The 23,750-nt window shown below is 59.9% G+C and carries 23 protein-coding genes; 15 read left to right on the top strand and 8 right to left on the bottom strand.

Annotated features, from left to right (window positions below; all coding sequences use genetic code 11):
- Positions 1–52: 52 nt before the first annotated feature.
- Together QP934_RS00595 and QP934_RS00590 are read left to right on the top strand one after the other, a co-directional pair.
- A complete protein-coding gene (locus QP934_RS00595) occupies positions 53–1,132 on the top strand; it encodes a YhjD/YihY/BrkB family envelope integrity protein (RefSeq protein WP_340419312.1) in 1,080 nt (359 codons plus the stop codon).
- 55 nt (positions 1,133–1,187) lie between these two features.
- Positions 1,188–2,111 (top strand): RDD family protein, encoded by a 924-nt coding sequence (locus tag QP934_RS00590; RefSeq protein ID WP_340419311.1) that lies wholly within the window; start codon positions 1,188–1,190, stop codon positions 2,109–2,111.
- Here the strand turns inward: QP934_RS00590 and QP934_RS00585 are convergent.
- Positions 2,074–3,267: a D-alanyl-D-alanine carboxypeptidase family protein gene (locus QP934_RS00585; protein WP_419126515.1), complete on the bottom strand. Its 1,194-nt coding sequence runs from the start codon at positions 3,265–3,267 to the stop codon at positions 2,074–2,076. The two genes, QP934_RS00590 and QP934_RS00585, sit on opposite strands and share 38 nt — an antisense overlap.
- Before the next feature lie 39 nt (positions 3,268–3,306).
- Between QP934_RS00585 and QP934_RS00580 the strand changes: the two genes are divergently transcribed.
- From QP934_RS00580 to QP934_RS00560, 5 genes are read left to right on the top strand one after another with little or no spacing between them, the layout of a single operon-like run.
- Positions 3,307–4,197 (top strand): adenosine deaminase, encoded by an 891-nt coding sequence (locus QP934_RS00580; protein WP_419126514.1) that lies wholly within the window; start codon positions 3,307–3,309, stop codon positions 4,195–4,197.
- Positions 4,198–4,218: 21 nt separating this feature from the next.
- Positions 4,219–4,896: a type 1 glutamine amidotransferase domain-containing protein gene (locus QP934_RS00575; RefSeq protein ID WP_337888020.1), complete on the top strand. Its 678-nt coding sequence runs from the start codon at positions 4,219–4,221 to the stop codon at positions 4,894–4,896.
- Positions 4,897–5,289 (top strand): hypothetical protein, encoded by a 393-nt coding sequence (locus QP934_RS00570; RefSeq protein WP_419126513.1) that lies wholly within the window; start codon positions 4,897–4,899, stop codon positions 5,287–5,289.
- Complete coding sequence (locus QP934_RS00565; RefSeq protein WP_419126512.1) at positions 5,216–5,929, top strand: alpha/beta hydrolase; 714 nt, start codon at positions 5,216–5,218, stop codon at positions 5,927–5,929. The genes QP934_RS00570 and QP934_RS00565 overlap by 74 nt, the downstream gene beginning before the upstream one ends.
- A gap of 26 nt (positions 5,930–5,955) precedes the next feature.
- Positions 5,956–6,156 (top strand): hypothetical protein, encoded by a 201-nt coding sequence (locus QP934_RS00560; RefSeq protein ID WP_419126510.1) that lies wholly within the window; start codon positions 5,956–5,958, stop codon positions 6,154–6,156.
- Positions 6,157–6,258: 102 nt separating this feature from the next.
- Here the strand turns inward: QP934_RS00560 and QP934_RS00555 are convergent, their stop codons facing one another.
- From QP934_RS00555 to QP934_RS00545, 3 genes are read right to left on the bottom strand one after another with little or no spacing between them, the layout of a single operon-like run.
- Positions 6,259–7,497 carry a hypothetical protein gene (locus QP934_RS00555; RefSeq protein ID WP_419126509.1) on the bottom strand — a complete coding sequence of 413 codons (1,239 nt, stop codon included), beginning with the start codon at positions 7,495–7,497 and terminating at the stop codon, positions 6,259–6,261.
- A gap of 51 nt (positions 7,498–7,548) precedes the next feature.
- Positions 7,549–8,493: a C40 family peptidase gene (locus QP934_RS00550; RefSeq protein WP_419126508.1), complete on the bottom strand. Its 945-nt coding sequence runs from the start codon at positions 8,491–8,493 to the stop codon at positions 7,549–7,551.
- Positions 8,494–8,772 (bottom strand): chemotaxis protein, encoded by a 279-nt coding sequence (locus QP934_RS00545; RefSeq protein ID WP_299137901.1) that lies wholly within the window; start codon positions 8,770–8,772, stop codon positions 8,494–8,496.
- Between the two features lie 57 nt (positions 8,773–8,829).
- Here QP934_RS00545 and upp point away from each other — a divergent pair, with 57 nt between their 5' ends.
- From upp to QP934_RS00525, 4 genes are all read left to right on the top strand, one after another.
- Entirely contained in the window at positions 8,830–9,465 is a 636-nt protein-coding gene (upp, locus tag QP934_RS00540) for a uracil phosphoribosyltransferase (RefSeq protein ID WP_299137904.1), read from the top strand.
- 48 nt (positions 9,466–9,513) lie between these two features.
- Positions 9,514–9,888, top strand: a complete 375-nt coding sequence (locus tag QP934_RS00535) for a helix-turn-helix domain-containing protein (protein ID WP_005322588.1) — start codon at positions 9,514–9,516, stop codon at positions 9,886–9,888.
- 93 nt (positions 9,889–9,981) lie between these two features.
- The gene (locus tag QP934_RS00530) at positions 9,982–11,172 is read left to right on the top strand and encodes a M20 family metallopeptidase (RefSeq protein ID WP_086587867.1); all 1,191 of its coding nucleotides are present in this window, start codon (positions 9,982–9,984) and stop codon (positions 11,170–11,172) included.
- Positions 11,173–11,242: 70 nt separating this feature from the next.
- On the top strand, positions 11,243–12,670 hold the full coding sequence (locus QP934_RS00525; RefSeq protein WP_419126505.1) for an NAD(P)H-quinone dehydrogenase: 1,428 nt from the start codon (positions 11,243–11,245) through the stop codon (positions 12,668–12,670).
- 72 nt (positions 12,671–12,742) lie between these two features.
- On the opposite strand, the gene QP934_RS00520 is transcribed toward QP934_RS00525, so the two are convergent.
- Positions 12,743–14,056, bottom strand: a complete 1,314-nt coding sequence (locus QP934_RS00520) for a short-chain fatty acyl-CoA regulator family protein (protein ID WP_419126504.1) — start codon at positions 14,054–14,056, stop codon at positions 12,743–12,745.
- A 166-nt stretch (positions 14,057–14,222) separates the two neighbouring features.
- Between QP934_RS00520 and prpD the strand changes: the two genes are divergently transcribed.
- From prpD to QP934_RS00505, 3 genes are read left to right on the top strand one after another with little or no spacing between them, the layout of a single operon-like run.
- Entirely contained in the window at positions 14,223–15,734 is a 1,512-nt protein-coding gene (gene prpD, locus QP934_RS00515) for a 2-methylcitrate dehydratase PrpD (protein WP_419126503.1), read from the top strand.
- Positions 15,734–16,666 carry a methylisocitrate lyase gene (gene prpB, locus QP934_RS00510; RefSeq protein WP_419126502.1) on the top strand — a complete coding sequence of 311 codons (933 nt, stop codon included), beginning with the start codon at positions 15,734–15,736 and terminating at the stop codon, positions 16,664–16,666. The genes prpD and prpB overlap by 1 nt, the downstream gene beginning before the upstream one ends.
- A gap of 14 nt (positions 16,667–16,680) precedes the next feature.
- Complete coding sequence (locus QP934_RS00505) at positions 16,681–17,838, top strand: bifunctional 2-methylcitrate synthase/citrate synthase (protein ID WP_349819407.1); 1,158 nt, start codon at positions 16,681–16,683, stop codon at positions 17,836–17,838.
- Between the two features lie 75 nt (positions 17,839–17,913).
- Here the strand turns inward: QP934_RS00505 and QP934_RS00500 are convergent, their stop codons facing one another.
- Genes QP934_RS00500 through QP934_RS00490 form a run of 3 tightly spaced genes read right to left on the bottom strand, consistent with a single transcriptional unit; the run spans position 17,914 to position 19,808 of the window.
- Positions 17,914–18,597 carry a transglycosylase gene (locus QP934_RS00500; RefSeq protein ID WP_419126501.1) on the bottom strand — a complete coding sequence of 228 codons (684 nt, stop codon included), beginning with the start codon at positions 18,595–18,597 and terminating at the stop codon, positions 17,914–17,916.
- A gap of 1 nt (position 18,598) precedes the next feature.
- A complete protein-coding gene (locus tag QP934_RS00495) occupies positions 18,599–19,453 on the bottom strand; it encodes an ATP-binding cassette domain-containing protein (RefSeq protein WP_419126500.1) in 855 nt (284 codons plus the stop codon).
- Positions 19,440–19,808 carry a GntR family transcriptional regulator gene (locus QP934_RS00490; RefSeq protein ID WP_239278886.1) on the bottom strand — a complete coding sequence of 123 codons (369 nt, stop codon included), beginning with the start codon at positions 19,806–19,808 and terminating at the stop codon, positions 19,440–19,442. Before QP934_RS00490 ends, QP934_RS00495 begins: the two co-directional genes overlap by 14 nt.
- A gap of 377 nt (positions 19,809–20,185) precedes the next feature.
- Between QP934_RS00490 and QP934_RS00485 the strand changes: the two genes are divergently transcribed.
- Positions 20,186–23,617, top strand: a complete 3,432-nt coding sequence (locus QP934_RS00485; protein WP_419126499.1) for a pyruvate carboxylase — start codon at positions 20,186–20,188, stop codon at positions 23,615–23,617.
- The last annotated feature ends 133 nt before the right edge of the window (positions 23,618–23,750 follow it).

Below are 23,750 nucleotides of genomic sequence, written 5' to 3'. Positions count from 1 at the left end.
TTGCCAGTTACTCTAGGTGAGATAAAAACTGTGCGAGCAAGAAGGGAAGCACGTGCCTACCACCACGCAATCCTCCTCGAAGAAGACGGACCACTACGGCATCGAACGCGCCAATGCCGACGATCCCGGTGCGGTAGATAAGATTCGCGCCAAGTCCGGCTTTGTTGATCACCTGATGCGCATGAACGAGCGCTACGGTGCCGAAGGCGGCAATCAATTTGCCGCCGGTATCACCTATTATTCGGTACTCTCCATCTTCCCGCTTGCCATGCTGATCGTGGCCACCGTCGCCGCCGTCTTGGCTAACCGCGAGGACTTGCTCAATGATTTGCAGTCCCAGATCACCAGTTCTATCGATGGCGATATGGGAGATACGGTCAATGAGATCTTGGATACCGCCATTGACCAACGCGGCGCCATGTTCGGCATCGGTGGTTTGACCACCCTGTGGTCCGGACTCGGCTGGATGAATAACCTGCGCATCGGTATCTCGGCCATGTGGGGCATCGATGCCAACGAGGGCGGTTCCTTCCTGAAGAAGAAACTCTCTGACTTGGTAGGCCTCATTGGCCTCATCCTGGCGTTCCTCATCGCCTTTGGCGTCACCGCCGCCGGTTCTTCCGGACTTACCCAGAAGATTTTCGAGCGGGTTGGCATCGAGTCCTTCTCGGGTATGGACTTTGTGATTTTCTTTGTCGGCTTGGCAGTGGGCCTTCTGGCTAACTTCATCGTCATGTGGTGGCTGATTATGATCCTGCCGCGCACCAAGGTGCCGAAGAAGTCCGGCCTCATCGGCGCGGCCATCGGTGCGGTGGCTTTCGAGCTGCTTAAGCAGCTGTCTACGGTCATCATGTCCTCTGCTACCGGCAGCCCGGCCGGCGCGGTCTTCGGCCCGGTCATCGTGCTCATGGTGGTCATGTACCTGATTTGGCGCGTGGTGCTGTATATCTCCGCGTGGACCGCCACCACCGCCGAGTCCCTGAAATTTGCTCACCCGCCCGTCCCGGAGCCAGCCGTTATTCGCGTTCGCAACGAGGTCAAGGAAGGCGCGCCTGCAGGTGCGACCTTTGGCATTGGTGCCGCATTAGGCGCCGCGGCCGTGGGTGTATGGAGCCTATTGCGCCGGAAGTAAACCTCCTCCTTAGGGGTGAGGACGCAGCGGTCCTTTGGCTTTAAGATGAGTAATTATGTACGCCAATGACATCGCACCGAATCTTTATGAAGAATGGGGACTAGACCGCCGCGATGGCGAGCGGGAACTCTTAGTCTTGCTAGAGTCCAAGGATTTATTGCTAGAGCAGCAAGGGCAGGACATCGAGGACCCGCGGCGCGCGCAGCTGCGCATCGCTGCCAGCGTTGTGGGTTCTGCCGCGAAGAGGGCGGAATACGATAAGGCGTGTGAGGCAGGGTTGCGCCCCACGTGGGGCGATTTAGGTCAGCTAGGCGCGGTAGGGCAGTGGAACCCGCAGCCGCAGCAGCACGTTCAGTCCTTTCAGCCCGGTCAGGCGGCCGGGCCGGGGCGTCACGCTCAGCAGGAACCACGGTTTACGCAGACTGCTAGTCCCTATGGGTCGCCATATTCGCGCAATCCCTTTGCCCCGCAGCACAATCCATTCCCGCCGGCAACGGCGAACGTGGCCGTCCCCGCACCGCTGCTACAACACCCAGCGCCTGAAATTAGCCAGCGCGCCGGTAAAGATGCGCGCATCGGCATGGCCATCTTGGACTTTTTCTTCTTCTCACTCATCAGCGGTAGCTTCGGCGGTGCCTTGCTTTCTGGTGGCGCGGATGAACTCTCGACGTTTATCGGTGGTGTCATCATTTTGTTGCTCTACGTTTTGGGCACCGAGTGTTGGCTCGGCGCCAGCCCGGCCAAGCTGCTGATGGGCTACACAGTGCGCGATGTCGATACCAAAGAGCGGCTTAGCCTCACCCAGTCCGCAAAGCGTCAGTGGTGGCGCCTAGCCAATATTGTGCCGGGCCCCGGTACCTTCGCCAGCTGGGTGGGCGCCGGCGTGCACACCTTCACCATTTCGGAGAAGAATAACCGGCGTGGCTCCCACGATGAGTGGGCTAACGCCGAAGTAGTGAAAAGGCACCCACGCAAATAGCCAGTAAAGCTACAGCGCCAGCGATGACCCAGCCGAGCCACCCCTGCACCCCAGCTAAAGAGGAGCTCGCAGATTGCGCCCGGGAATCGGGCGCCGGTGTGGATGCGGGGGAAGTGGGGGAGGCGGCGTCGGCAAGCAGCTGGCCTACGCCATCGCCAGGGGAAACCTTATAAGCCTCGTGCAAAAGTTTTTGAGCCTGCTCCCAGGCACGCGGTCCGTGCTCTACGGTGGTATCGAGTAAGACCGCCTGCAAGCGCCGACCATGGCGGTCGAGCGCGCCGACGAAGGTATGGTGCGCATCATCGGTAAAACCCGTCTTGCCACCAATACCGTCCGGATCGTTGAGGAAAAGCCCGTTATCGTTTCCTAGTTGGTAGCCTTCATAATCTCCCCAGCCCGGAAAATCTACGGACTCCGTATCGACAATGCGCGCAAAGGTTGGGTTATGGAAGGCCGCGCGGTAAATGCGGGAAATATCCTCGGCCGAGGTAGACATGCCTGGGGCATCGAGCCCGGAGTAGCTGGCCGCGTAAGTGGAATTCGTGCCGATCTCGGCCGCCTTGTCATTGACCTTGCGCAAAGTGACCTCGTCGCCACCCAATTTCTGTGCCAGCGCGTGCGCGGCATCGTTGCCGGAAGCCATAAGCAAGCCTTGCAAAAGCTGCTCCACCGTGTAATCGCCGCCGGGGCCGATGCCCACTGCGGAACCATCGATTTGCGCCGATTCTTCGCCCACCTCGATCTTCTGGTGCAGGTCTAGTTCTTCGATGACTACCAGCGCCAGCAGCGCCTTAATGATGGAGGCCGGCCGGTAGCGGCCGTTTGGGTCCTTCATCGCGATAATCTCGCCGGAATCGATATCGGAGACCATCCATGCTGCGGCCACCACATCCTTATCCACTTTGAATCCTTCAGGCAGGGTGGTGCCGCAGGGCTCATCGCTGTCCACCGGTGGCAGCGGGGTGGGGGAGGCCTGCCCAGGAGCGAGGCGCTCCGAGGTGGTGGTCGCCTTTTCCGGGCGCTCGGCGTGCGGGCACTTATCGGTATCCGGCGCGGCGGTACGCGTAGTGGTTGGAGCGGTCGGCGTTTCCGCCAGTGCTAGCGGCGGGCCGCTCGCCAGCACGGCGGCGAGAGAACAAGCGAGAATTCTTTTCATGACATGACACATCTTAGGCCCGTGCCTACGATGGGACGCATGCATGACGCGCCTTTGATTAGCCCAGAAAATAAGGACTCCGCCGCCGACATGGTGGCCAAGCTTCCTAAGGTCTCCCTTTTTGAAACCATCACCTCCTCGGCCGGCACGCCGGAAGAGCTCACCGCCGCTCTCCGCGAGCGTTACGAAGCTCTGGCTGCCGACGGCGTGGTCTACGCAGAAGTGCACTTAGATCCGGCGGAGTTTGGCGTGGACGCCGCCACGCTTGCTGACGCCGCCGCAGCCGCCCGCATTCCTTCCCTTGACGCCCGCATCGTCCTCGCTGGTATTGCTCCCGAGACCGCTGTTTCCGATGACGCCTCAGTGGTGGGCTATAGCCTGCCGCAGGACCAAGCGAGCGCGGCCGCAGATTTCCGCGCGAATTTCCTGCCCACCCAGATCCTAGTGGGAGAGGACTTCACAGAAGTAGAACGTGCCGCCCAGGCTGGGGTGAATCGCCTCATCCACCCAATCAATATGATCGATGATTTCACTGCAAATATCGATGGCATCCTGCCGGGCAAGGCCTCTGGATACATCCGCGATCGCCACATCCCACTTGTCTTTACTCCACTTGAGGAAGCCGAAGACCTCAATGACCATCCGCTGCCGCTGCTGCAGCAGCTGGGCTTTACCTGCGCCATTTCCTCGGGCAAGACCACTCTGACAAACCAGTTCCTTGCTCTAAGTGAAACCTTTGGTTATGGCCTCGAGGAGTTTTTCGATCTCACCGTCAAAGCAGTGGAGAATTCCTTCGCTGACCAGGAATCACGGCAGCATCTGCTAGAAACGGTTATCCTGCCAGCATACGAGGAATTATCTGATCCGGAGCTTGCTGGCCCGGACACGGAGGAATCCCTCGCTGATGCGGCAGACGCCGCTGAAGAATAGAAACGATTAAAGGAGAGTTAGATGACTTCTGTGCTTTTTGTTGTTACCGCCGCTGAGGAATGGACACTGGCCGATGGCACAAAGCGCCCGACCGGTTATTGGGCCGAGGAGCTTATTGCTCCGCACCGCGTTTTCCAAGGCGCGGGCTGGGATATCCACTTTGCTACTCCGGGTGCGAAGGCTCCTGTGGTAGATGAGTACAGCCTTGAGGTACTGCCCGATAACGTGCGCATGGCGCAGGAAAATTACTTGGCAGAGTTGGGCGTGGCACTAGAGAACCCGATGAACTTGGCCGATGTCAATGAGGAAGATTATGACCTCATCTTCTACCCAGGTGGCCACGGCCCGATGGAGGATCTTGCCTATGACCAGGATTCCGCTAAGCTGCTGCAGGCGCGCATGGATTCTGGCCGCGCCCTCGGCTTGGTTTGCCACGCCCCGGCAGCGATGCTGGCAGTGGATAACGAGAACTGGCCGTTCAAGGGCTACAAGATGACTGCTTTCAGCAACGCTGAGGAAGGCGAGGAGATGGTTGCCGCCGCTAAGTGGGCGCTGGAGACCCGCCTGCGCGAGCTCGGCGCGGATTACCAGGAGACCGATCCGATGTCCCCGAACGTCATCGTGGATCGCAACCTGTACACCGGCCAGAACCCGGCTTCCTCTGAGCCGCTGGCACAGCGCATTCTGCGCGATTTCTAAATGCGCGTTTCGCAAGTCCTCAAGGCCGGGACGGCCCTGACCGGTGTGGTTGGGGTAGCGGGCATGGCGGCGTATGCGCTCAGCCGCCGGCCGTACCTGCGCGAGGTGGCACCGGGGTTGCGCAGCCCGGTTCTGTACCTGCCAATGCATCTGCTTGCCGACGCCACCTTTGCCCGCGCCAGCCGCTTCTTTGCCAGCATCGACTTTTCCCGCCCGATGCGGCACGCGGTGGACGTCAGGGAGTTTTCCGCGTCCTTCGCTGGCCATGCTTTTAGCGCTCGCGTGCTTACCCCACGCGACGATGCCCAGGACGTAGCCGATGCTGGGCCGCGCCCCGTGGTGGTGTGGACGCACGGCGGCGGCCATCTTTATCGGTGGCCCGGCCATGTATGACCCGCAAAATGCACGGATGGCGGCCGAGCTCGGTGCCATTGTGGTGGCCCCGCGTTACCACAAATCCACCCAGGAGCCATTCCCCGCGGACCACGATGAGTGCTATGCCGCGCTGCGCTGGGTACAAGAATACGGCGATAAGCTGGGCGGGGATACCTCGCGCATCGCGGTCGCCGGCGATAGCGCCGGCGGCGGCCTTGCCGCGGGCTTGGTTCAGCGGGCATTTGATGAGGGCCATCCGGTCTGCGCGCTCGGCTTGGTCTATCCCATGCTGGATCACCGCACCACGGATAAGTCCGGTGCGGTGGGCCAATTCATCTGGACGGCGGGCCCGAACCGCGGCGCGTGGTCCATGTACCTGGGAGATGACCACCTGGATGTTGACCTGCCGCCCTATGCTTCGCCAGCCACGCGCAGTGATCTTTCCGGCCTGCCGCCAACGTGGATCGGGGTAGGCGGCATCGACCTTTTCTGCGATGAATCCGTGGCCTTTGCCCAAGCCCTCGATGCGGCCGGCGTGGATACGACCCTCGACGTGTGGGCCGGCGCCTATCACGGCTTCGACCAGATTAAACCCAAGGCGCCACAATCGCGTGAGCTTATCGATGCCCTCATTGACCACCTTCGCCGCCACCTTTAAAGCCACGTACTCAGGGAGGTCAAGCGATGAAATACAACACGCACGTGTCGTGGGTCGTAACTTTCGCCAGCATGATTGTTCTCGGCCTGATTCTGGGCGGAGTCTTTGGGATAGATACCCTGGGCCGATCCATTGTTGGCCTCAGCGTCTTTGTCGTGTGGCTGATTTTCGATAAATACATGCGCGACCGGAGCCGACGCCAAGAGCAAGAAGCACGCGGCGACTAGACGCACAAAGCCGCCCCCTTCTCCTCCCACCTGCTGTGAGTGGGGAGGAAAGGCGAGGCGGCTGATGCCACGCGCGGCCGCGGCCGTGCGAATCGTGCGGGTTTAGAACTTGGAGAAGCGCTTGATGAGCATGTCTTCCAAGCCCTTCCAGGACTCGGCGTGCTCGTTATATGGCTTGGACGGTACGTAGCCGGCGTGTTCGGTGGAGCCGAGCATGTAGCCCAAGTAGTCCTGCAGGCGCGGGTGAGCCAGCATATAGGAGTTAATGGAATCGTCGCCGGCCCAGTCGGCGGCATCGGCGCATACCTCGTAGCAGCGCGCCATCTGATCGGAATCGACGGCCTCTGGGCCCTTTTCGATATCGCGCACGATGCCGTTGAAGGAGTACTGGTTATCCGGGTGGACCTGAATTTCTAGCTCGCCGGCATTAGCGGCGGCAACAACCTCTTCCCAGGTGGATACGCGGGCTAGGTCGTGGTCATCGTTGTCTATAATCCAGCGCACGAGGGTCTTCGGAGAATCGAAGGTGAAAATTTCGCCCCACTTGCCCAAGAAAATGGGCTTGCCGTCTAGGTAGGTGCGCAGGGTGTAGACGGACTTGGACTGCGCGGTGATCTTGATGGGATCGATGCCAGCGGCAGCCCACGGAGAATTATCATACGGGTCAGCGGCCTCGGCGGCGGCCTTGCGCTTTTCCTCGGCTTCCTTGGCTGCTGCAGCGGAGGCGGCGGCAGCAGAAGAGATGCGCTCCTTGGCATCGGAAACCTTGGCCGCATCAAAGTCATCGCTGGAGACCACGCGGACGTGCTCATCCAGGTCCTCGATGACCTTCTTCCAGTTGCCAGCGATGACGTGGCCCACGCCGGACCACTCGCTCATGCCCTGCTCGCCGGAGTAGTGGTCGGCGCCGCGGGAAACATTGCGCAGGATGGAGTGGGAAGCGAAGAAGATGGTGGTGTGCTCTGCACCGGCGACGTCAGCAAGCGCGGAGGCAATCTCCAAGTTGCGGGCCACGGTGGATACGTTCTGGTGGCTCGGGCGACCAGCCAGTGCCTCCGGCATGCCGATGAGGTCATACTCATCGCGCTTCGCCGGGGTAACGCGGTCCGCATCGCGGCCGACAAACTGGTCCCACTGCGGGTGGTCCAGCAAATCGTGCTTGGTGCCAGACTCCACGAAGCACAGCAGCTCGGCCGGCGAGTTAAAAGCTAAGACAGCCTCATCATCGCCCAAAAAGGCCTGCCACTCGGAGCCATTTTGGCGCCACTTGGGTGCCCAGAGGGTATAAAAATCGCCCTCGGTCAGCGAGAGCTTTACAGGTACAATTGCGCGGGTGCTCATGGCGTTTTAGTCTACCCAACGCCCTAAGCAGCGCGCGAGAGCGCACCGGCCTTAGGCCGTGGGGCGCCAAAAGCCTTTGAATTGCATGCCCATATTCGTGGTGCGCAGCGGGTTGGTTTGCACCGGATCACCGGCCTCCACGATTTCGCCATTGCCGGAATACATTGCCACGTGCCCGTCCCATACCACCAGGTCACCGGGCTGCAATTGATCCGCACTGACCTGCTGACCAACCGCCTGCTGGTCCGCCGTGCGCGGCAAGTCCACTCCGGCCTGTGAATATGCCCATTGGGTAAGGCCCGAGCAATCGAAGCCACCGTTTCCGGTGCCACCCCATACGTAGGGCTGGCCCACTTGGCTCTTCGCCGCGGCGACCGCGGCCTGACCGGCGGCCGAACCACCCTCGGCAGAGGGCTCTGGCGCCGGCGGGGGAGAAGGCGCATCGTGTGCGGCAGCATTGGCGTCGGCCCCCTCGCCCGCCGCAGATTGTGCAGGAAGAGCGGTGGCTTGCTGGGCGCCGGTGGGGCTTACGGGGGCGTCGGCAAGCGCGGAGTGCACCGGCCGCTGCGCTACCGGCTGCAAGGACTGAGCGGCCGCGCTGAGATCACCCATCAGGCGTTGCACGCGAGCAGTGGCCATGCCCAGGTGCTGGGAGATAAGCGCGCGAAGCTGAGCCAGAGCGGCGGCACGCGCCGACGGATCCAGGGACAGGAAACCCAGCGCGGTGGGCAGGGCCTGGCGCACCAGCTGCGTGGCGATGCCCACCAGATCCCGGATGGTGCCCGCTACCAAGGTGCGGGCCTGGCCAAGCGCGGCAGAGATGGTTGCATTATCGAGATCGATATTTTTCGCCGACTCGAGTAGGGGAGCGGGATTGCCATGGGCGATGGCGGCTAAAGGCTCGGCGGCGGAAAGATCCGGCACGCGAGGAAGCTCAACCTCCGGAAGCTGCGCCGGTTGCATGGTGGCAATCTGCTTAAGCGCGGTATCGAGCATCTACATCGCCGCCCCAAGGTGCTGGCCTAGCGAGGCATCGGTGTCTTCTGCCTCGCGCGACATCTGGAAACCGGATTGGGCAACCTGCCCCATATCGTTGCGCAGCACGCTCATGCGCGCGCCCACATTATCGAGCGCGGCATGCACCGCCTCATTGAAAGCGGTGAATGCGGAATCTTCGGGCAAAACTGGGTGGGGCGGATTCTCCCCTTGGGACTGGGCGTGCAGGTCGCGGGCGAGGTGGCGGGCATAGTCAGTATCGATCGTGAAAGGTCTCATGCCCTATTGGACTGCCCGATGGCCCATTTGGTTCCCAAAAAGTTTAAAGTGGTGGTCATGGACATCCACGTAGTAGACCACCCGCTTGCCGCCTCCCGCCTGACACTCATGCGCGATGCGCGCAGCGATAACTCCGCCTTCCGCGCCGCCTTGAAAGACTTGGGCGCCATGCTTGTCTATGAAGCATCCCGCGGTCTTGCCGTGGAGAACTTCGACTGCGCCACCCCGGTTTCTACCGCACAGGGCACCCGCCTGCAGGACCCGCCTATCATCGTGCCGATCATCCGCGCCGGGCTCGGCATGGTGGACCCAGCCCTGTCCATGATTCCGGATGCACAGGTCGGCTTCATAGGCATGGCGCGCAACGAAGAGACGCACGAGCCAGTGCCGTACCTGGAAGCACTGCCGGAGGATCTGACCGGCCGCACGGTGTTCGTGGTGGATCCGATGCTGGCCACCGGTGGTTCCCTGCTGCACGCATTGCGCCTGCTTGCCGGCCGCGGCGCCACCGATATCACCGCCATCTGCATGGTCTCGGCGCAGCCGGGTGTGGATGCGCTGGCTGAATCCGATCTGCCGGTGCGCCTAGTCACCGCCGCTATCGATCCTTCGCTCAACGAGGATGCTTATATCGTGCCGGGCTTGGGCGATGCCGGCGACCGCCTCTACGGTCCGCGCAATATCGACCTTTAAGGTAATCTTCTCCCTGGAAAGGCGACCGCGCTTTCCAGGGGGGAGAATATGAGTTTCATTCATCTAATGTGGTCGAGCTACGGCCACGGATTTTCGCAACAATTGCGGCGGGTGCGAAAGCGTCGGGGGATTTCGCAGCAGGCGCTGGCGGAGATTTCTGGGGTTTCCCGCAGCCAAATTTCCAATCTGGAGCGCAACGAGAATGGCGTGCACGCCATGGCCGATCCGCAGCTGTCTACGGTATATAAGCTGGCCTTGGCCCTAGAAATCCCGCCGGCGGTGCTGCTGCCGGCCGGCGGGGACGTGGTGGAAGGGCATTTGACCGATTCCGCGGTGGCCGCCGCCGAGGACGTCGCGCCCTTCCCACAAGGCTATGTGGACCGGCGTCGGTTTGCCGCCACGTGGAATGGCGCCTTGAGCTAGAGCACCCCGCATTACCACCTGAGTTACTGAACCGCATGGTCTAGTTGTAGACTTTGCACCCAGACGTATTTCAACGATAGGGAAGGCACGCGGATGATCTCGGAATTCATCAACGAGTGGTTCAATGCCCACCGTGCGGAGGTCATCGCGTGGCGGCGCCATATCCACCGCCACCCGGAAACCGCGAACCAAGAGGTAGAAACCACCAACTTTCTCGCCTCTATCCTGCAGGACTATGGTCTGGAGCCACAGCGCTTCCCACAGACCGGTCTCATGGTCGACATCGGTCCCGATACGGAACTAGGCCGCTTAGCTTTCCGCGCGGATATTGATGCCCTGCCAGTCACCGAGGTCACTGGCCTGGAATATACCTCTGAGGTGCCCGGCAAGATGCATGCTTGCGGCCACGATGTGCATACGACCGTGGCGCTCGGCCTGGCCTGCGCGTTGGCGGATTTTCAGCGTGTCCACGACCTGCCGTTGGGTATTCGAGTCATCTTCCAACCGGCCGAGGAAGTATGGGTCGGCGGTGCGACCGACGTCATTGAATGGGGCGCGCTGGAGGGAGTGCATTCCATTTTTGCCATCCACGCCGAGCCCAAGCTGCGGGTGGGACGAATTGGTATCCGCGCTGGGGCGATTACCTCCGCCACTGACGTCGTGGAGCTCAATATCAAGGGCCCGGGTGGGCATACCTCCCGGCCACATCTTTCCGCCGATGTCGTCTATGCCCTGGGCAAGGTCATCACTGAACTGCCCGCGCTGCTCTCGCGCCGCGTTGACCCACGCACCGGCACCGTTTTGGTCTTTGGCCAGGTTAATTCCGGATATGCGCCCAATGCCATTCCGGAGACCGGCAGCTTGACCGGCACCATGCGCACGGCGGATATTGGCATCTGGCGCGATATGCAAAGCCTCTTTACCGAGCTGGTGGATCAAATCCTTGCGCCGGTAGGCGTAGAACATGAGCTGACCTATAACCGCGGCGTTCCGCCGGTGCTTAACGACGACGTCGCAACCGCCCTGCTTGCCTCCGCAGCCCAATCCATCGATCCGCAGGCCGTGGTTCAAGCCCCGCAGTCCTCCGGTGGCGAAGACTTTTCTTGGTACCTGGAAAAGGTTCCTGGTTCCATGGCGCGGCTGGGCTGCTGGTCCGGCGAAGGCGAGCAGCATGACTTGCACATGGGCGATCTTATCGTCGACGAGAGGGCCATCGGCGTGGGCATCAAACTCTTTGGCGCCGTGGTTGAGCAGTTCATAGGGGAGAATGCGGAGACAGACTAACGCGCTTTAAGGTCCTACACGTTAGACTCGTAAGCGACTTTTAAAGTGGAGCCGATAAAGGAGCATGTGCGTGTTGAACCAGACCAAGCGAATCGTCATCATCGGCGGCGGCCCAGCCGGCTATGAGGCAGCGTTGGCAGGTGCTAAATATGGTGCAGAAATCACCATTATTGAAGACCAAGGCATGGGCGGCAACAGCGTTATCTTGGACTGTGTTCCTTCCAAGTCCTTCATCGCTGGTGCCAATATTAAAACCGACCTGCGCCGTGCTGAGGATATGGAACTTAACCAGGGCATTGGCCAGGCCCATCTTTCCTTGACCGCACTGAATAAGCGCGTGCAGGATCTCGCAAGCAAGCAGTCCTCCGATATCCGCGCCACCGTGGAATCCCTGGGCGCACGCGTTATCGATGGCCGCGGCTATTTCCCAGAAGACCAGGAGGCCGATGCCTTCGGCGGCCACAAGGTTACCGCCGTATTCAACGAGGACGGCCACGAGGAAACGATTAACGCAGATCTTGTCTTGGTAGCCACCGGCGCCACCCCTCGTATTCTCCCCGGCGCTCAGCCGGATGGCGAGCGCATCCTTACCTGGCAGCAGGTCTACAACCTCACCGAGCTGCCGGAGCACCTCATCGTCGTCGGTTCCGGCGTCACTGGTGCCGAGTTCGTCTCCGCCTTTGCAGAGCTGGGCGTCAAGGTCACCATGGTTGCCTCCCGTGACCGCATTTTGCCGCATGACGACGCCGATGCGGCCGACGTCCTCGAGACCGTGCTTAGCGAGCGCGGCGTGGAACTGGAAAAGAACTGCCGCGTGGAAACCGTCAATCGCACCGAGGACGGCAACGTCCTGGTCACCACGCAGGACGGCCGCGAAATCACCGGCTCCCACGTCATCATGTCCATCGGTTCCATCCCGAATACCAAGGACCTGAAGCTGGAGAACGTTGGCGTGGAAACCGCCAAGTCGGGCCACATTCAGGTCGACCGCGTCTCCCGCACCAATATCGCCGGCATCTATGCCGCTGGCGACTGCTCTGACCTCTTCCCGCTGGCATCCGTCGCTGCGATGCAGGGCCGCGTAGCCATGTACCACGCACTAGGTGAGGGCGTTTCCCCGCTGCGCCTGAAGACCGTGGCTAACGCCGTCTTTACCCGCCCAGAGATTGCCGCTGTAGGCTTCACCCAGGCAGAAATCGAGGCCGGTGAGGTAGCCGCCCGCACCATCACCATGCCGCTGAATACCAACCCGCGCGCCAAGATGCGCTCGCTCCAGCACGGCTTTGTCAAGCTCTTCTGCCGCGCGACCTCCGGCCGCGTTATCGGTGGCGTCATCGTTGCACCGACCGCCTCCGAGCTCATCCTGCCCATCGCTATGGCCGTGACCAATCAGCTCACCGTAAACCAGCTGGCTGATTCCTTCGCCGTATACCCGTCCTTGTCCGGCACCATCACCGAGGCTGCGCGACGCCTCGTGGCTCACGACGATCTGGAGTAAAGTTTCTTTCGGTTCCTTTCTTTTGCGCCCGCCTTGGTAACCAGCCTAGGGCGGGCGCTTTTGCATGCGTTGCTAGAAGGTGGAGTAGGAATGCTCGGCGGTGCGATTGAGAGAAACCTGGATGGGGCGATCTGCTTGTGGAAGGGCACGCTGGGGACAATGTTCACGCGGGCACGCGGTGCAACCAGGGCCGATAGGGGTGGCGGCGGATACATCTAGATTAAGAGCATCGGCGTAGACGATGCGGTCGGCCTCAGAGATATCGCAGCCTAAGCCCACGGCGAATTCCTTGCGTGGGGTGCCCCAAGATTTTGCGGTTCCTTGCACAAAGCGACCTATCCACAGGTAGGCATGGCCATCCGGCATGGCGGCTACCTGGCGGGTGATGCGGTTGGGCGTTTCAAAGGCGCGGTGAACTACCCACAGCGGGCAGGAACCACCCGAGCGGGCGAAGTGGAAGGCCGTGGAGGATTGGCGCTTGGAGATATTTCCGGCGCGGTCGGTGCGGATGAAGGAAAAGGGCACGCCGTTAAGGCCTGGGCGCTGGAGGGTAGCCAAGCGTTGCGCGGTGGTTTCGAAACCGGTGCCAAAGTAGTTGCACAAAAGGTCGATATCGTAGCGGGTTTCCTCAGCCATCGATAGGAACGGTTGGTAGGGCATGGTGACCGCGGCGGCGAAGTATTGCGCGAGCCCTAAAGTAGCTAATTCTTGGGCCTCGCCAGCAGGAAGCTCGGAGACGAGGTTATCGCAGACATCGCGGTAGGCAAGCAGGCAATATTGGAGCGCCATTTCAAAGACTAGCTGGGCTTCGGAGAGGCCGTCGCGAAGTGCAAGCTCCCGGGTATCAGGGTTGAAGCTGCGGCGTGGGCCCGGCCGGGAAAAGCGGACACTAACGCCGAGGTCCTCGTGCATGCGGGAAGCTAAGCGGCCGCGGCGTAATACCCGGTCACCGAGCTGGCCGGCGAGCTCTTCTGCCAGCACATCGAGCTCGTGGATGTAGTTATGGGCGTCGTAGAAAAAATCTCGCACGAGCTCAAAGGGGGAGCGCTCGCGTGCCGGAGCGCGGTTGGCGATATCGACGAAGCGGGGCATGAGCTCTGGGAAGCGTGAGGAGAGGTCGGCCAATGAGTCTTCGGTGGCCTCGGGAAAGATCCGGCGCAGGTCGGTAATGGTGCGCGCATCTCGGTCGTTCGCAAAATAGCCGGGGTCCAAGTTAAAACGCTGAGCTAGTTGCATAAGCACGGTGACGGTAAGCGGGCGCTGATCGTTTTCGAGCTGGTTGAGGTAGCTGGTGGAAAGCCCCAATTGCTTGGCCATCGCTACCTGTGTGAGTCCCCGTTGCTTACGCAGCGCATGGATTCGTGCCCCCGCATAATGCTTGGTCATCGGTTGCTGTGCCGCCTTTCGCCGTTATGAGCAGTAGAAACCACAAACTTTGCAGATTTCACTGACTCATTCCGCTAGATTACACACACCCTACTTATAGCGCGGAGCACATTCAAGCATTTAGTGTGATCTACAACGCATTGCAGAGTGAAGGAGGACTCACCTAGTGAAGAACCACGAGGTTAGAACCCATAAATCCGCCGAGGATTTCCCCTATGAGGAGCACCTGGCGTACAAGGTGGCAGAAGTAGCCGCGGATCCCGTAGAGGTTCCCGCCGAGACCACCGACATGATCATCAACCGCATCATTGATAATGCGGCCGTGGCCATGGCTTCCGTGGCACGCGGTCCCGTAACCTCCGCCCGCGTCATGGCCCAGGCGCACTCGGTAAATAAGGGAGGGGCCACCGTATTTGGCGTGGATGGCACCTACTCGGCTGAATGGGCCGCGCTTGCCAACGGCACCGCAGTCCGCGAGCTGGATTATCACGATACTTTCTTAGCCGCCGAATACTCGCACCCCGGGGATAATATCCCACCGCTGCTTGCTGCCGCCCAGCACATGGGCCTTAGCGGCCGTGATCTTATCCGCGGCATCGCTACCGGCTATGAAATCCAGGTCAACCTCGTTAAGGGAATCTGCTTGCACGAGCACAAGATTGACCACGTGGCACACCTCGGTCCCTCTGTAGCCGCCGGCATCGGCACCATGCTTGGACTAGATAAGGACACTATCTACCAGGCGGTGGGCCAGGCGCTGCACACCACTACCGCCACCCGGCAATCCCGTAAGGGGCTGATTTCCTCTTGGAAGGCCTATGCCCCGGCCTTCGCGGGAAAGATGGCCATTGAAGCCGTTGACCGCACGATGCGCGGCGAAGGTGCACCGGCGCCCATTTGGGAAGGCGAGGATGGATTCATCGCGTGGATGCTGCATTCGCCAGAGCGCACCTACACGGTCCCTTTGCCAGAACCTGGCGAGGAAAAGCGCGCCATCTTGGATACCTATACCAAGGAACACTCGGCCGAATACCAGGCCCAAGCGCCCATCGATATGGCCTTTGCGCTAAAGAAAACCTTGGCAGACAGGGGACTGAAGACTGTGGACATCGAGTCCATTGTTCTACACACCTCGCACCACACGCACTATGTCATCGGTACCGGTGCCAATGATCCACAAAAGATGGATCCCTTCGCCTCCCGCGAGACGCTGGATCACTCGATCATGTACATCTTTGCCGTAGCCCTAGAAGATGGAGAATGGGACCACGAGGCTTCCTACGCGCCCGAGCGAGCCAACCGCCCAGAAACCATCGAGCTTTGGCACAAGATTTCCACTGTCGAAGACCCCGAGTGGACCCGCCGCTATCACTCCAATGACCTGTCTGAAAAGGCCTTCGGTGGCAAGGCTGTGATCACTTTCAAAGATGGCACGGTGGTAGAAGATGAGCGCGCCGTTGCTGACGCCCACCCGCTTGGTGCCCGCCCCTTTACGCGCGAGCAATACATAGGGAAGTTCAGAAAACTCGCAAACGGCATCGTGGACGAAGCTGAACAAGAGCGCTTCCTCAACGCCGTCCAAAACTTGGAAAATCTCACTGACCTTACCGAGTTAAACGTGCGGGTGACCGATGCTCACCTCGCCGCCGCACCCCAGAAACCGGAAGGAATCTTCTAATGGCTGGACTATTTGGCTCTTTGAAAACTTCCGCGGAAAAGCGCCAGCAATTCCGCGCCGACCTTGAATCCGGCACCATTACCCGATTGCCGGGCGCGTTCAATCCCCTGACCGCGCGCCTAATCCAGGATATCGGCGGTTTCGGCGGTGTTTATGTCTCCGGCGCGGTGCTGGCCAATGATTTGGGCCTTCCCGATATAGGCTTGACCACTTTGACTGAGGTGGCACAGCGCTCTGGCCAGATTGCTCGTGCGACGGATTTGCCCGTGCTTGTCGACGCCGACACTGGCTTCGGCGAACCCATGTCCGCCGCCCGCACCATCGCCGCACTCGAGGACGCTGGACTTGCTGGCTGCCACCTAGAGGACCAGGTCAACCCGAAGCGCTGTGGGCACCTCGATGGCAAAGAAGTAGTGGACAAGGACATCATGGTCCGCCGCATTAGCGCCGCGGTCAACGAGCGGCGCGACCCGAACTTCATTATCTGTGCCCGCACCGATGCCGCAGGAGTCAACGGCATCGATGATGCTATCGACCGTGCAAAGGCTTACGCCGATGCTGGTGCGGACCTTATTTTCACTGAGGCGTTGTACCAGCCAGCAGACTTTGAAAAATTCCGCGCTGCTGTCGACACACCGTTGCTGGCAAATATGACCGAATTCGGCAAAACCGAGCTGCTCTCGGCGCAACAGCTAGAAGACCTTGGCTATAACGCAGTCATTTGGCCTGTCTCCACCTTCCGCGTGGCTATGGGCGCCACCGAGGATTTCCTGCGTGATTTGCAGGAAACCGGGATTCAAACCGATTGGCTCGAGCGCATGCAACACCGTTCCCGCCTTTATGAACTGGTGCGCTACGAGGAATACAACGACTTCGATAAATCCGTATTCACCTACTCCAAAGACACCTACCAGCCCACATTCGAAAGCTAAGGAGACTTCCCACCATGTCTGATAAGAACCACACCCCCGAAATCCGCAAGGGCCTATACGGCGTCGTCGTCGATGAGACTGCCGTGTCCAAGGTCGTTCCTGAGACCAACTCGCTGACCTACCGCGGCTATCCCGTCCAAGAGCTTGCCCGCTATTGCTCCTTTGAGGAAGTGGCCTATCTGCTGTGGAACGGCAAACTGCCAGGCCAAGAATCGCTTATCCGATTTTCTGCCCGCGAGAAGGCCCTGCGGCACCTAGAGCGCCACGTCATCGACCTCATCATGTCCATGCCGCTATCGTGCCACCCAATGGACGTCCTGCGTACCGCCATTTCCTATATCGGTTCCCAGGACCCAGAGGAATACACCAAGGATTCCGAGCACATCCGTCGCACCGCGCTGGAGCTTATGGCCAAGATTCCCACCATCATTGCGCTTGATATCCGGCGCCGCCGCGGCGAAGGCTACATCCAACCCTCCCGTAAGAAGGGCTTTGCGGAGAACTTCCTCTGGATGGTCTTCGGTGATGAGGAAGGCTCCCCAGCTACCAACCGCGCCGATATCGAGGCCTTTGATAAGTCCCTCATCCTCTACGCTGAGCACTCTTTTAACGCTTCCACCTTCGCTGCCCGTGTGGTGACCTCCACCATGTCCGATACTTATTCCGCCATCGTCGCGGCCATCGGCGCGCTCAAAGGGCCTCTGCATGGTGGTGCCAACGAGGCCGTGATGAAAAACTTCCTGGAGGTTGCCGATCCCGCTAAGGCCGAAGAGTGGACCAAAAAGAAGCTGGCCAACAAGGAATTGGTTATGGGATTTGGTCACCGCGTCTACAAAAACGGCGACTCCCGCGTGCCAACAATGGAGGCAGCGTTTAAGGAGCTGGCCGAACAGCACGACCAGACCCAGTGGGTTGAGATGTATGACGTCATGGCCAAGACGATGGAGGAAAACACCTCCATCAAGATCAAACCCAACCTCGACTTCCCGGCTGGACCTGCCTATCACATCCTGGGCTTTGACATTGAATTCTTCACACCAATCTTTGTCATGGCCCGCATTACCGGTTGGACTGCGCACATCGTAGAGCAGAACGAGAATAACTCGCTTATCCGCCCGCTATCCGCTTATAACGGCGAGGATCAGCGTTCGGTTCCACCGAAGTCCTTCTAAGACTCACAAGCTCCCCTACCTCCAGAGACAATTTTCATTCTCAGGGTGGGGGAGCAGCCGTTTTTCATGGCTAGTCTAAGGCTGGACGCGCTGTGCTAACTGATGCATCAATAGTGAGAAAACGATGACAGCCAAAGCTGAGAAGAAGAATAAACCCGGCCAAGGGGCGCCGATGTGGACAGTCCCTAGGCTATCAATAAGAATTCCCAGCAGGAGTGCTGCTGCATAGAAGCCGACAAGGATGCCAACAATAAGCAAGAACCGGGTGAACAGAGAGCGTTGTTTGGCGCTACTGACCACTAAGCCGATGAAAGTGCCGATGTATCCGGTAAGGAGGTGGCCACAAATAAAGCTTCCCAAGGTCGCGATTCGAGCGAAGAGAGGCCTGAGACCGGAACTGCCTGGAGAGATAACCCACGATGAGTACATGTCTACGCCAGCGCGTAGCGCGGCATAAAATGTCAGCCAAGCAATGGCGCCGAATACGAACGCGGCGAGCCATAGGGTCGCGTGCATGCTAAACAGCCACCGTCCTGGCTGCATTCCCAGGCCACGAAGGGCCCGGTATTCAGTTGCGGTGAAGGCGCAGTAGAGACCCCAAATGAATACGGCGAGAATTCGCCAGCCAGCAGGGTTAGCGCTAATCGTTGTTGGGTCGGTGGGCAGGAAATAAGGCACGCTCCACAGCAACGCGACGATAATGCAAACGGCAATAAGGGTCTTTGTGGCGTTGAGATTAAAGGTCTTCAGCAGGGACATTTTAGGACTCCTCTTGTGGGGTGCGGGCAGATTCATGAGCGTGGGAAACAAGGGAATCAATGAGTTGACCATCATCGAGGTAGGAAACAGTGACGTGGGCGGCAGCTGCGGTATCAGCTGGAAATGGTACTGGGGACCAAGCATTAACTTTGGTGGTCGAGCCAAGGGAGGATTGGTGGAGGGGGAGGGCGTCGGCAAGCGCGAGTGCTTGCTCCACGTCCTTGGTGCTGCCGCTAAGCACGGGGTAGTGCGGCCGTTGGGATTCCAGGTCGGTGGGCTTATTGACCGTGCCGTCGTGCATGGTGATGACCTGGTCAACCAAACCGATGAGGTCTTCCGCGCGGTGGGAAGAGAGCACGAGCAGCCAATCCGGGGTGGCTGCGGCATGGACGATGATGAGTTCACGCAGGCGCGTGCGCGTCGGCGCATCCAAGCCATTGAAGGGCCCATCGAGGAGGGTGACCGGTGTGCGCGCCGCCAGGGCAGTGGCACAGGCAACCAGTTGGCGCTGGCCGGTGCTTAAAGAGCGGTTCTTGCTGCGCTTATCGACGCCCATCTTATCCAACAGTTCCTCCGCATACCCCACGTCGAATCCCTCACGTACGTGCTTTGCGGCGCGCAGGTGCTGGCGCACGGTGGAACCGGAAAGCAAGATATCGGCTCCGGTGCGCGCGATCACCACCTGTGGGGTATCGATGCTGCCTTTGATGGGCAGGAACCCCGCTACCGCGCGCAAGAGTGTGGTCTTGCCAGCACCATTGGGGCCGATCAGCCCGTACATGCCGGCGTTGAGATCGAGATGCGGCACATGCAGGCGGTGCTTGCAGGTAACGTTCTGCATCTTAAGGTGCGTCATGATGGTCTCCTTCGGCTTCGATGAGGTCGGCGATGTCGCTAGCGCTTAAGCCCAGCGCGGCTCCTTCTTTGAGAAGCGGAAGGATGAAGTCTTCTCTCAGGGCTTCTTGGCGTTGGTGGCGGACCTTGTCGCGCGCGCCTTCGCGCACAAACATGCCCAAGCCGCGACGTTTTTCTAGCAGCCCTTCCTCAAAGAGGACGGTCAGTGCCTTTGCAGAGGTAGTGGGGTTGACGGAGTGGAAAGCTGAAAGCTCATTGGTGCTAGGGGCGCGTTCTCCCTCTGGGAGTTCGCCGGAAATAATCATGTCCCTGATTCCTCCTGCCAGTTGCTGGTAAATAGGCCGGGTGTCACTCATGCTGCGGCCTTTCTAATTCGTGGCATATGACTCCCTTTCTGGTGTATGGGTTAACCACCTATGTGGGTAACCATATAACGGAAGGTGCCCGCGGTCAACGGTGAGGGTAATGCGGGATGGGGTTGCGGTGTAATAGTGGGTGTCCCCGTTGCGTAAGTTGTTGAATTAAAAGTTTGCAATATTTACAGAATCGCTAATCTCGTTATTACTGGTCGCCCTGCAGAAATCGCCACGCGGTGGCTCCGCTGCTGGTAAGTGTGGCGAATTCGGCGCAGAAAAGGGCAGACATTTGAGGGGTAGCCCTCTAAACTGAGATGCGGATCACCCAACAGGAGGCGTTGCACTGCGGCGTCTTCCGAGCTGAAAGGAACACAGAAGTGGCTAATCCCGCGCTTCCATCGTTCAAAAAGATTCTGGTAGCCAACCGTGGCGAAATCGCCGTCCGTGCATTCCGCGCTGCCTTTGAGACCGGGGCAAAGACCGTTGCGGTCTATCCTCGCGAAGACCGAAACTCCTTCCACCGCGCTTTTGCAGATGAAGCCGTGCGCATCGGCACTGAAGGTCAACCGGTTAAGGCTTACCTGAGCATCGATGAGGTCATTCGCGCAGCAAAGAAGTCCGGTGCAGATGCTATTTATCCTGGTTATGGCTTTTTGTCTGAGCGCGCGGATCTCGCTAGGGCTTGTGAAGACAATGGCATCAAGTTCATTGGCCCTACCCCTAGCACCCTTGACCTGACCGGCGATAAGGCTGCCGCGGTGAACGCCGCAAAGGAAGCCGGGCTGCCGACGTTGCAGGACTCGGAGCCATCGACGGACGTCGATAAGCTGGTGGAATACTCCAAGGATTTCAGCTTCCCGGTCTTTGTTAAGGCTGTCGCCGGTGGTGGCGGACGCGGCATGCGCTTCGTTGAATCCGAGGATCAGCTGCGCGAGAAGGCTGCGGAGGCCTCGCGCGAGGCAGAGGCAGCCTTCGGTGATGGCAGTGTGTATCTTGAGACTGCGGTCATTAAGCCACAACACATTGAGGTCCAGATTCTGGGCGATAGCCAGGGCAACGTCATTCACCTCTTTGAGCGTGATTGCTCCGTTCAGCGCCGTCACCAGAAGGTAGTGGAGATAGCCCCAGCGCCGACACTCGACCCAGAGTTGCGTGACCGCATCTGTGCTGACGCAGTGAAGTTCTGTGAACACATCAACTACGAGGGTGCGGGTACCGTGGAATTCCTCGTCGATGAGCGCGGCAACCACGTCTTCATCGAGATGAACCCGCGTGTGCAGGTGGAGCACACCGTGACCGAGGAAATCACCGGCGTAGACATCGTCAAGGCCCAGATGAATATCGCGGCCGGCGCATCGCTAGAAGATATTCAGCTCGCCCAAGACAAGATTTCCATCACCGGTTCTGCTCTGCAGTGTCGCATCACCACCGAGGACCCGAATAACGGTTTCCGCCCGGATACCGGTACGCTGACCGCGTATCGTTCGCCGGGCGGCGCCGGCGTGCGCCTGGACGGTGCAACGTCCGTGGGCGCAGAGGTTTCGCCCAACTTCGACTCCCTGCTGGTGAAGATGACCTGCCGCGGCGTCAACTTTGAGCAGGCTGTGCAGCGCGCCCAGCGTGCGCTGAACGAGTTCCATGTCTCTGGCGTAGCCACCAATATTGGATTCCTGCGTGCCTTGCTGCGCGAGCCGGACTTCACCAAGACGCGCGTGAACACGGGCTTCATTAGTGATCATCCGGACCTGCTCAAGGCTCCACCGGCAGTCGACGAATCTGGTCGCATCCTCGAGTACATCGCGGAGACCACCGTCAATAAGCCCAACGGTACGCGCCCTACGGCCCTGCGCCCCTTTGACAAGCTCCCCGAGCTGGATTCCTCCGAGCCGCTCCCGCGCGGTTCCCGCGATGACCTGCTCGAGTTTGGACCACAGAAGTGGGCAGAAAAGATCCGCCAGCAGAATGCGCTGATGGTTACGGATACTACCTTCCGCGACGCCCACCAGTCCCTGCTGGCCACCCGCGTGCGTAGTACCGCCCTGGTTTCTGCGGCCGAGGCTGTTGCGCGCATGACCCCGGACCTGTTCTCGGTCGAGGCATGGGGTGGTGCGACTTATGACGTCGCCATGCGCTTCCTCCACGAGGACCCTTGGGTCCGCCTGGACATGCTGCGCGAGGCTATGCCAAACCAGAACATCCAGATGCTCCTGCGCGGACGCAATACTGTGGGCTATACCCCGTACCCGGATTCGGTCTGCCGCGGCTTTGTCCAGGAAGCAGCCAAGTCCGGCGTGGACGTCTTCCGTATCTTTGATGCTCTTAACGACGTCTCCCAGATGCGCCCCGCCATCGATGCTGTCCTCGAGACCAATACCACCGTTGCTGAGGTGGCCATGGCGTACTCCGGTGACCTTTCGTCGCCGAAGGAGAACCTGTACACGCTGGATTACTACCTCAAGCTGGCCGAGCAGATTGTAGAGTCGGGAGCCCATATCCTTGCCATCAAGGATATGGCCGGTCTGCTACGCCCTGAGGCCGCTTCCAAGCTGGTTATGGCGCTGCGCAAGGAATTCGACCTGCCGGTGCACGTGCACACGCACGATACCGCCGGTGGCCAAATGGCTACTTACTATGCGGCTGCGCTCTCCGGCGCCGACATTGTGGACGGCGCCTCCGCGCCGCTGGCCGGTACCACCTCGCAGCCGTCGCTGTCCGCCCTTATTGCAGCGTTCTCCCAGTCCAAGCGCGATACCGGTATCGACCTGCAGGCCGTATCGGATCTCGAGCCCTACTGGGAGGCCGTGCGCCAGCTCTACGCCCCGTTTGAGAACGGTATCCCTGGCCCGACCGGCCGCGTCTACAAGCACGAGATTCCGGGCGGTCAGCTGTCCAACCTGCGTGCCCAAGCCGCTGCCCTTGGCTTGGCGGACCGCTTCGAGGTTATCGAGGACACCTATGCTGCGGTCAACGAGATGCTGGGCCGTCCGACCAAGGTCACTCCATCCTCCAAGGTTGTAGGCGACCTAGCCCTTCACCTTGTCGGTGCAGGCGTAGACCCTGATGACTTCGCTGCCAACCCGACCAAGTTCGATATTCCGGACTCGGTCAACCAGTTCCTCCGTGGCCAGCTCGGTACTCCTCCGGGTGGTTGGCCGGAGCTGCGGGATAAGGTGCTCGATGGCCGCGAGGAAACCGGCGCCAAGGTGAGCGAGGTCCCTGCGGAAGAACAGTCGCATCTGGAATCCGATAACTCGGATGAGCGCCGCGCCAGCCTGAACCGCCTCCTGTTCCCGAAGCAGTTCGAGGAGTTCAACGAGTTCCGCCGCAAGTACGGCAACACTGAGGCACTGACGGACACCACCTTCTTCTACGGCCTTACCGAAGGCGAAGAAAAGGTCGTCCACTACTTCCCAGAAGGCTCTACCGATCGCGCCGATCTCAAGCAGGTCGTGGTGCGCCTCGATGCCGTGGGCGAGCCGGACGAGAAGGGCATGCGTAACGTGGTTCTCAACGTTAACGGCCAGATTCGCCCAATGAAGGTGCGCGACGAGAACGCCGAGTCCACTGTCGCCACCGTAGAAAAGGCTGACCCCTCCAACGAGGGCCACGTCGCCGCACCATTTGCTGGTGTGGTCAACCCGACCGCCAAGCCCGGCGACGAGGTGAAGGCCGGCGACCAAATTGCTGTTATTGAGGCAATGAAGATGGAAGCTTCCATCTCCGCCACCAAGGATGGCGTGGTCGAGCGCGTGGCCATTGGCCAAGCTACCAAGGTTGAAGGCGGCGACCTCATCGCCGTCATCAACTAACTTCTGCACACCAGCGCCCCGCTTCCTTCGAATAATCCTCTAGGAAGCGGGGCGCTGTGGTATCTAACTGTGGTAAAAATCAACGATTTCGCCCATCTAAATGACAAAAACCGTCGACGAAATCGTTGGTTTA

Origin of the sequence: Corynebacterium sp. MSK122 (genome assembly GCF_030229435.2) — a bacterium.
GTDB classification, from domain to species: Bacteria; Actinomycetota; Actinomycetes; order Mycobacteriales; family Mycobacteriaceae; genus Corynebacterium; species Corynebacterium marquesiae.
The sequence above is the reverse complement of the archived record's forward strand: the minus strand, read 5'-3'. Positions and strand labels throughout refer to the sequence as shown.

What these genes read in the sequence shown, in the direction of transcription:
- QP934_RS00590 (WP_340419311.1), top strand. Translation starts at nt 1,188, where the DNA reads ATGTACGCCAATGACATCGCACCGAATCTTTATGAAGAATGGGGACTA.
- QP934_RS00585 (WP_419126515.1), bottom strand. Translation starts at nt 3,267, where the DNA reads ATGAAAAGAATTCTCGCTTGTTCTCTCGCCGCCGTGCTGGCGAGCGGC.
- QP934_RS00580 (WP_419126514.1), top strand. Translation starts at nt 3,307, where the DNA reads ATGCATGACGCGCCTTTGATTAGCCCAGAAAATAAGGACTCCGCCGCC.
- QP934_RS00575 (WP_337888020.1), top strand. Translation starts at nt 4,219, where the DNA reads ATGACTTCTGTGCTTTTTGTTGTTACCGCCGCTGAGGAATGGACACTG.
- QP934_RS00570 (WP_419126513.1), top strand. Translation starts at nt 4,897, where the DNA reads ATGCGCGTTTCGCAAGTCCTCAAGGCCGGGACGGCCCTGACCGGTGTG.
- QP934_RS00565 (WP_419126512.1), top strand. Translation starts at nt 5,216, where the DNA reads ATGCTGGGCCGCGCCCCGTGGTGGTGTGGACGCACGGCGGCGGCCATC.
- QP934_RS00560 (WP_419126510.1), top strand. Translation starts at nt 5,956, where the DNA reads ATGAAATACAACACGCACGTGTCGTGGGTCGTAACTTTCGCCAGCATG.
- QP934_RS00555 (WP_419126509.1), bottom strand. Translation starts at nt 7,497, where the DNA reads ATGAGCACCCGCGCAATTGTACCTGTAAAGCTCTCGCTGACCGAGGGC.
- QP934_RS00550 (WP_419126508.1), bottom strand. Translation starts at nt 8,493, where the DNA reads ATGCTCGATACCGCGCTTAAGCAGATTGCCACCATGCAACCGGCGCAG.
- QP934_RS00545 (WP_299137901.1), bottom strand. Translation starts at nt 8,772, where the DNA reads ATGAGACCTTTCACGATCGATACTGACTATGCCCGCCACCTCGCCCGC.
- upp (WP_299137904.1), top strand. Translation starts at nt 8,830, where the DNA reads ATGGACATCCACGTAGTAGACCACCCGCTTGCCGCCTCCCGCCTGACA.
- QP934_RS00535 (WP_005322588.1), top strand. Translation starts at nt 9,514, where the DNA reads ATGAGTTTCATTCATCTAATGTGGTCGAGCTACGGCCACGGATTTTCG.
- QP934_RS00530 (WP_086587867.1), top strand. Translation starts at nt 9,982, where the DNA reads ATGATCTCGGAATTCATCAACGAGTGGTTCAATGCCCACCGTGCGGAG.
- QP934_RS00520 (WP_419126504.1), bottom strand. Translation starts at nt 14,056, where the DNA reads ATGACCAAGCATTATGCGGGGGCACGAATCCATGCGCTGCGTAAGCAA.
- prpB (WP_419126502.1), top strand. Translation starts at nt 15,734, where the DNA reads ATGGCTGGACTATTTGGCTCTTTGAAAACTTCCGCGGAAAAGCGCCAG.
- QP934_RS00505 (WP_349819407.1), top strand. Translation starts at nt 16,681, where the DNA reads ATGTCTGATAAGAACCACACCCCCGAAATCCGCAAGGGCCTATACGGC.
- QP934_RS00500 (WP_419126501.1), bottom strand. Translation starts at nt 18,597, where the DNA reads ATGTCCCTGCTGAAGACCTTTAATCTCAACGCCACAAAGACCCTTATT.
- QP934_RS00495 (WP_419126500.1), bottom strand. Translation starts at nt 19,453, where the DNA reads ATGACGCACCTTAAGATGCAGAACGTTACCTGCAAGCACCGCCTGCAT.
- QP934_RS00490 (WP_239278886.1), bottom strand. Translation starts at nt 19,808, where the DNA reads ATGAGTGACACCCGGCCTATTTACCAGCAACTGGCAGGAGGAATCAGG.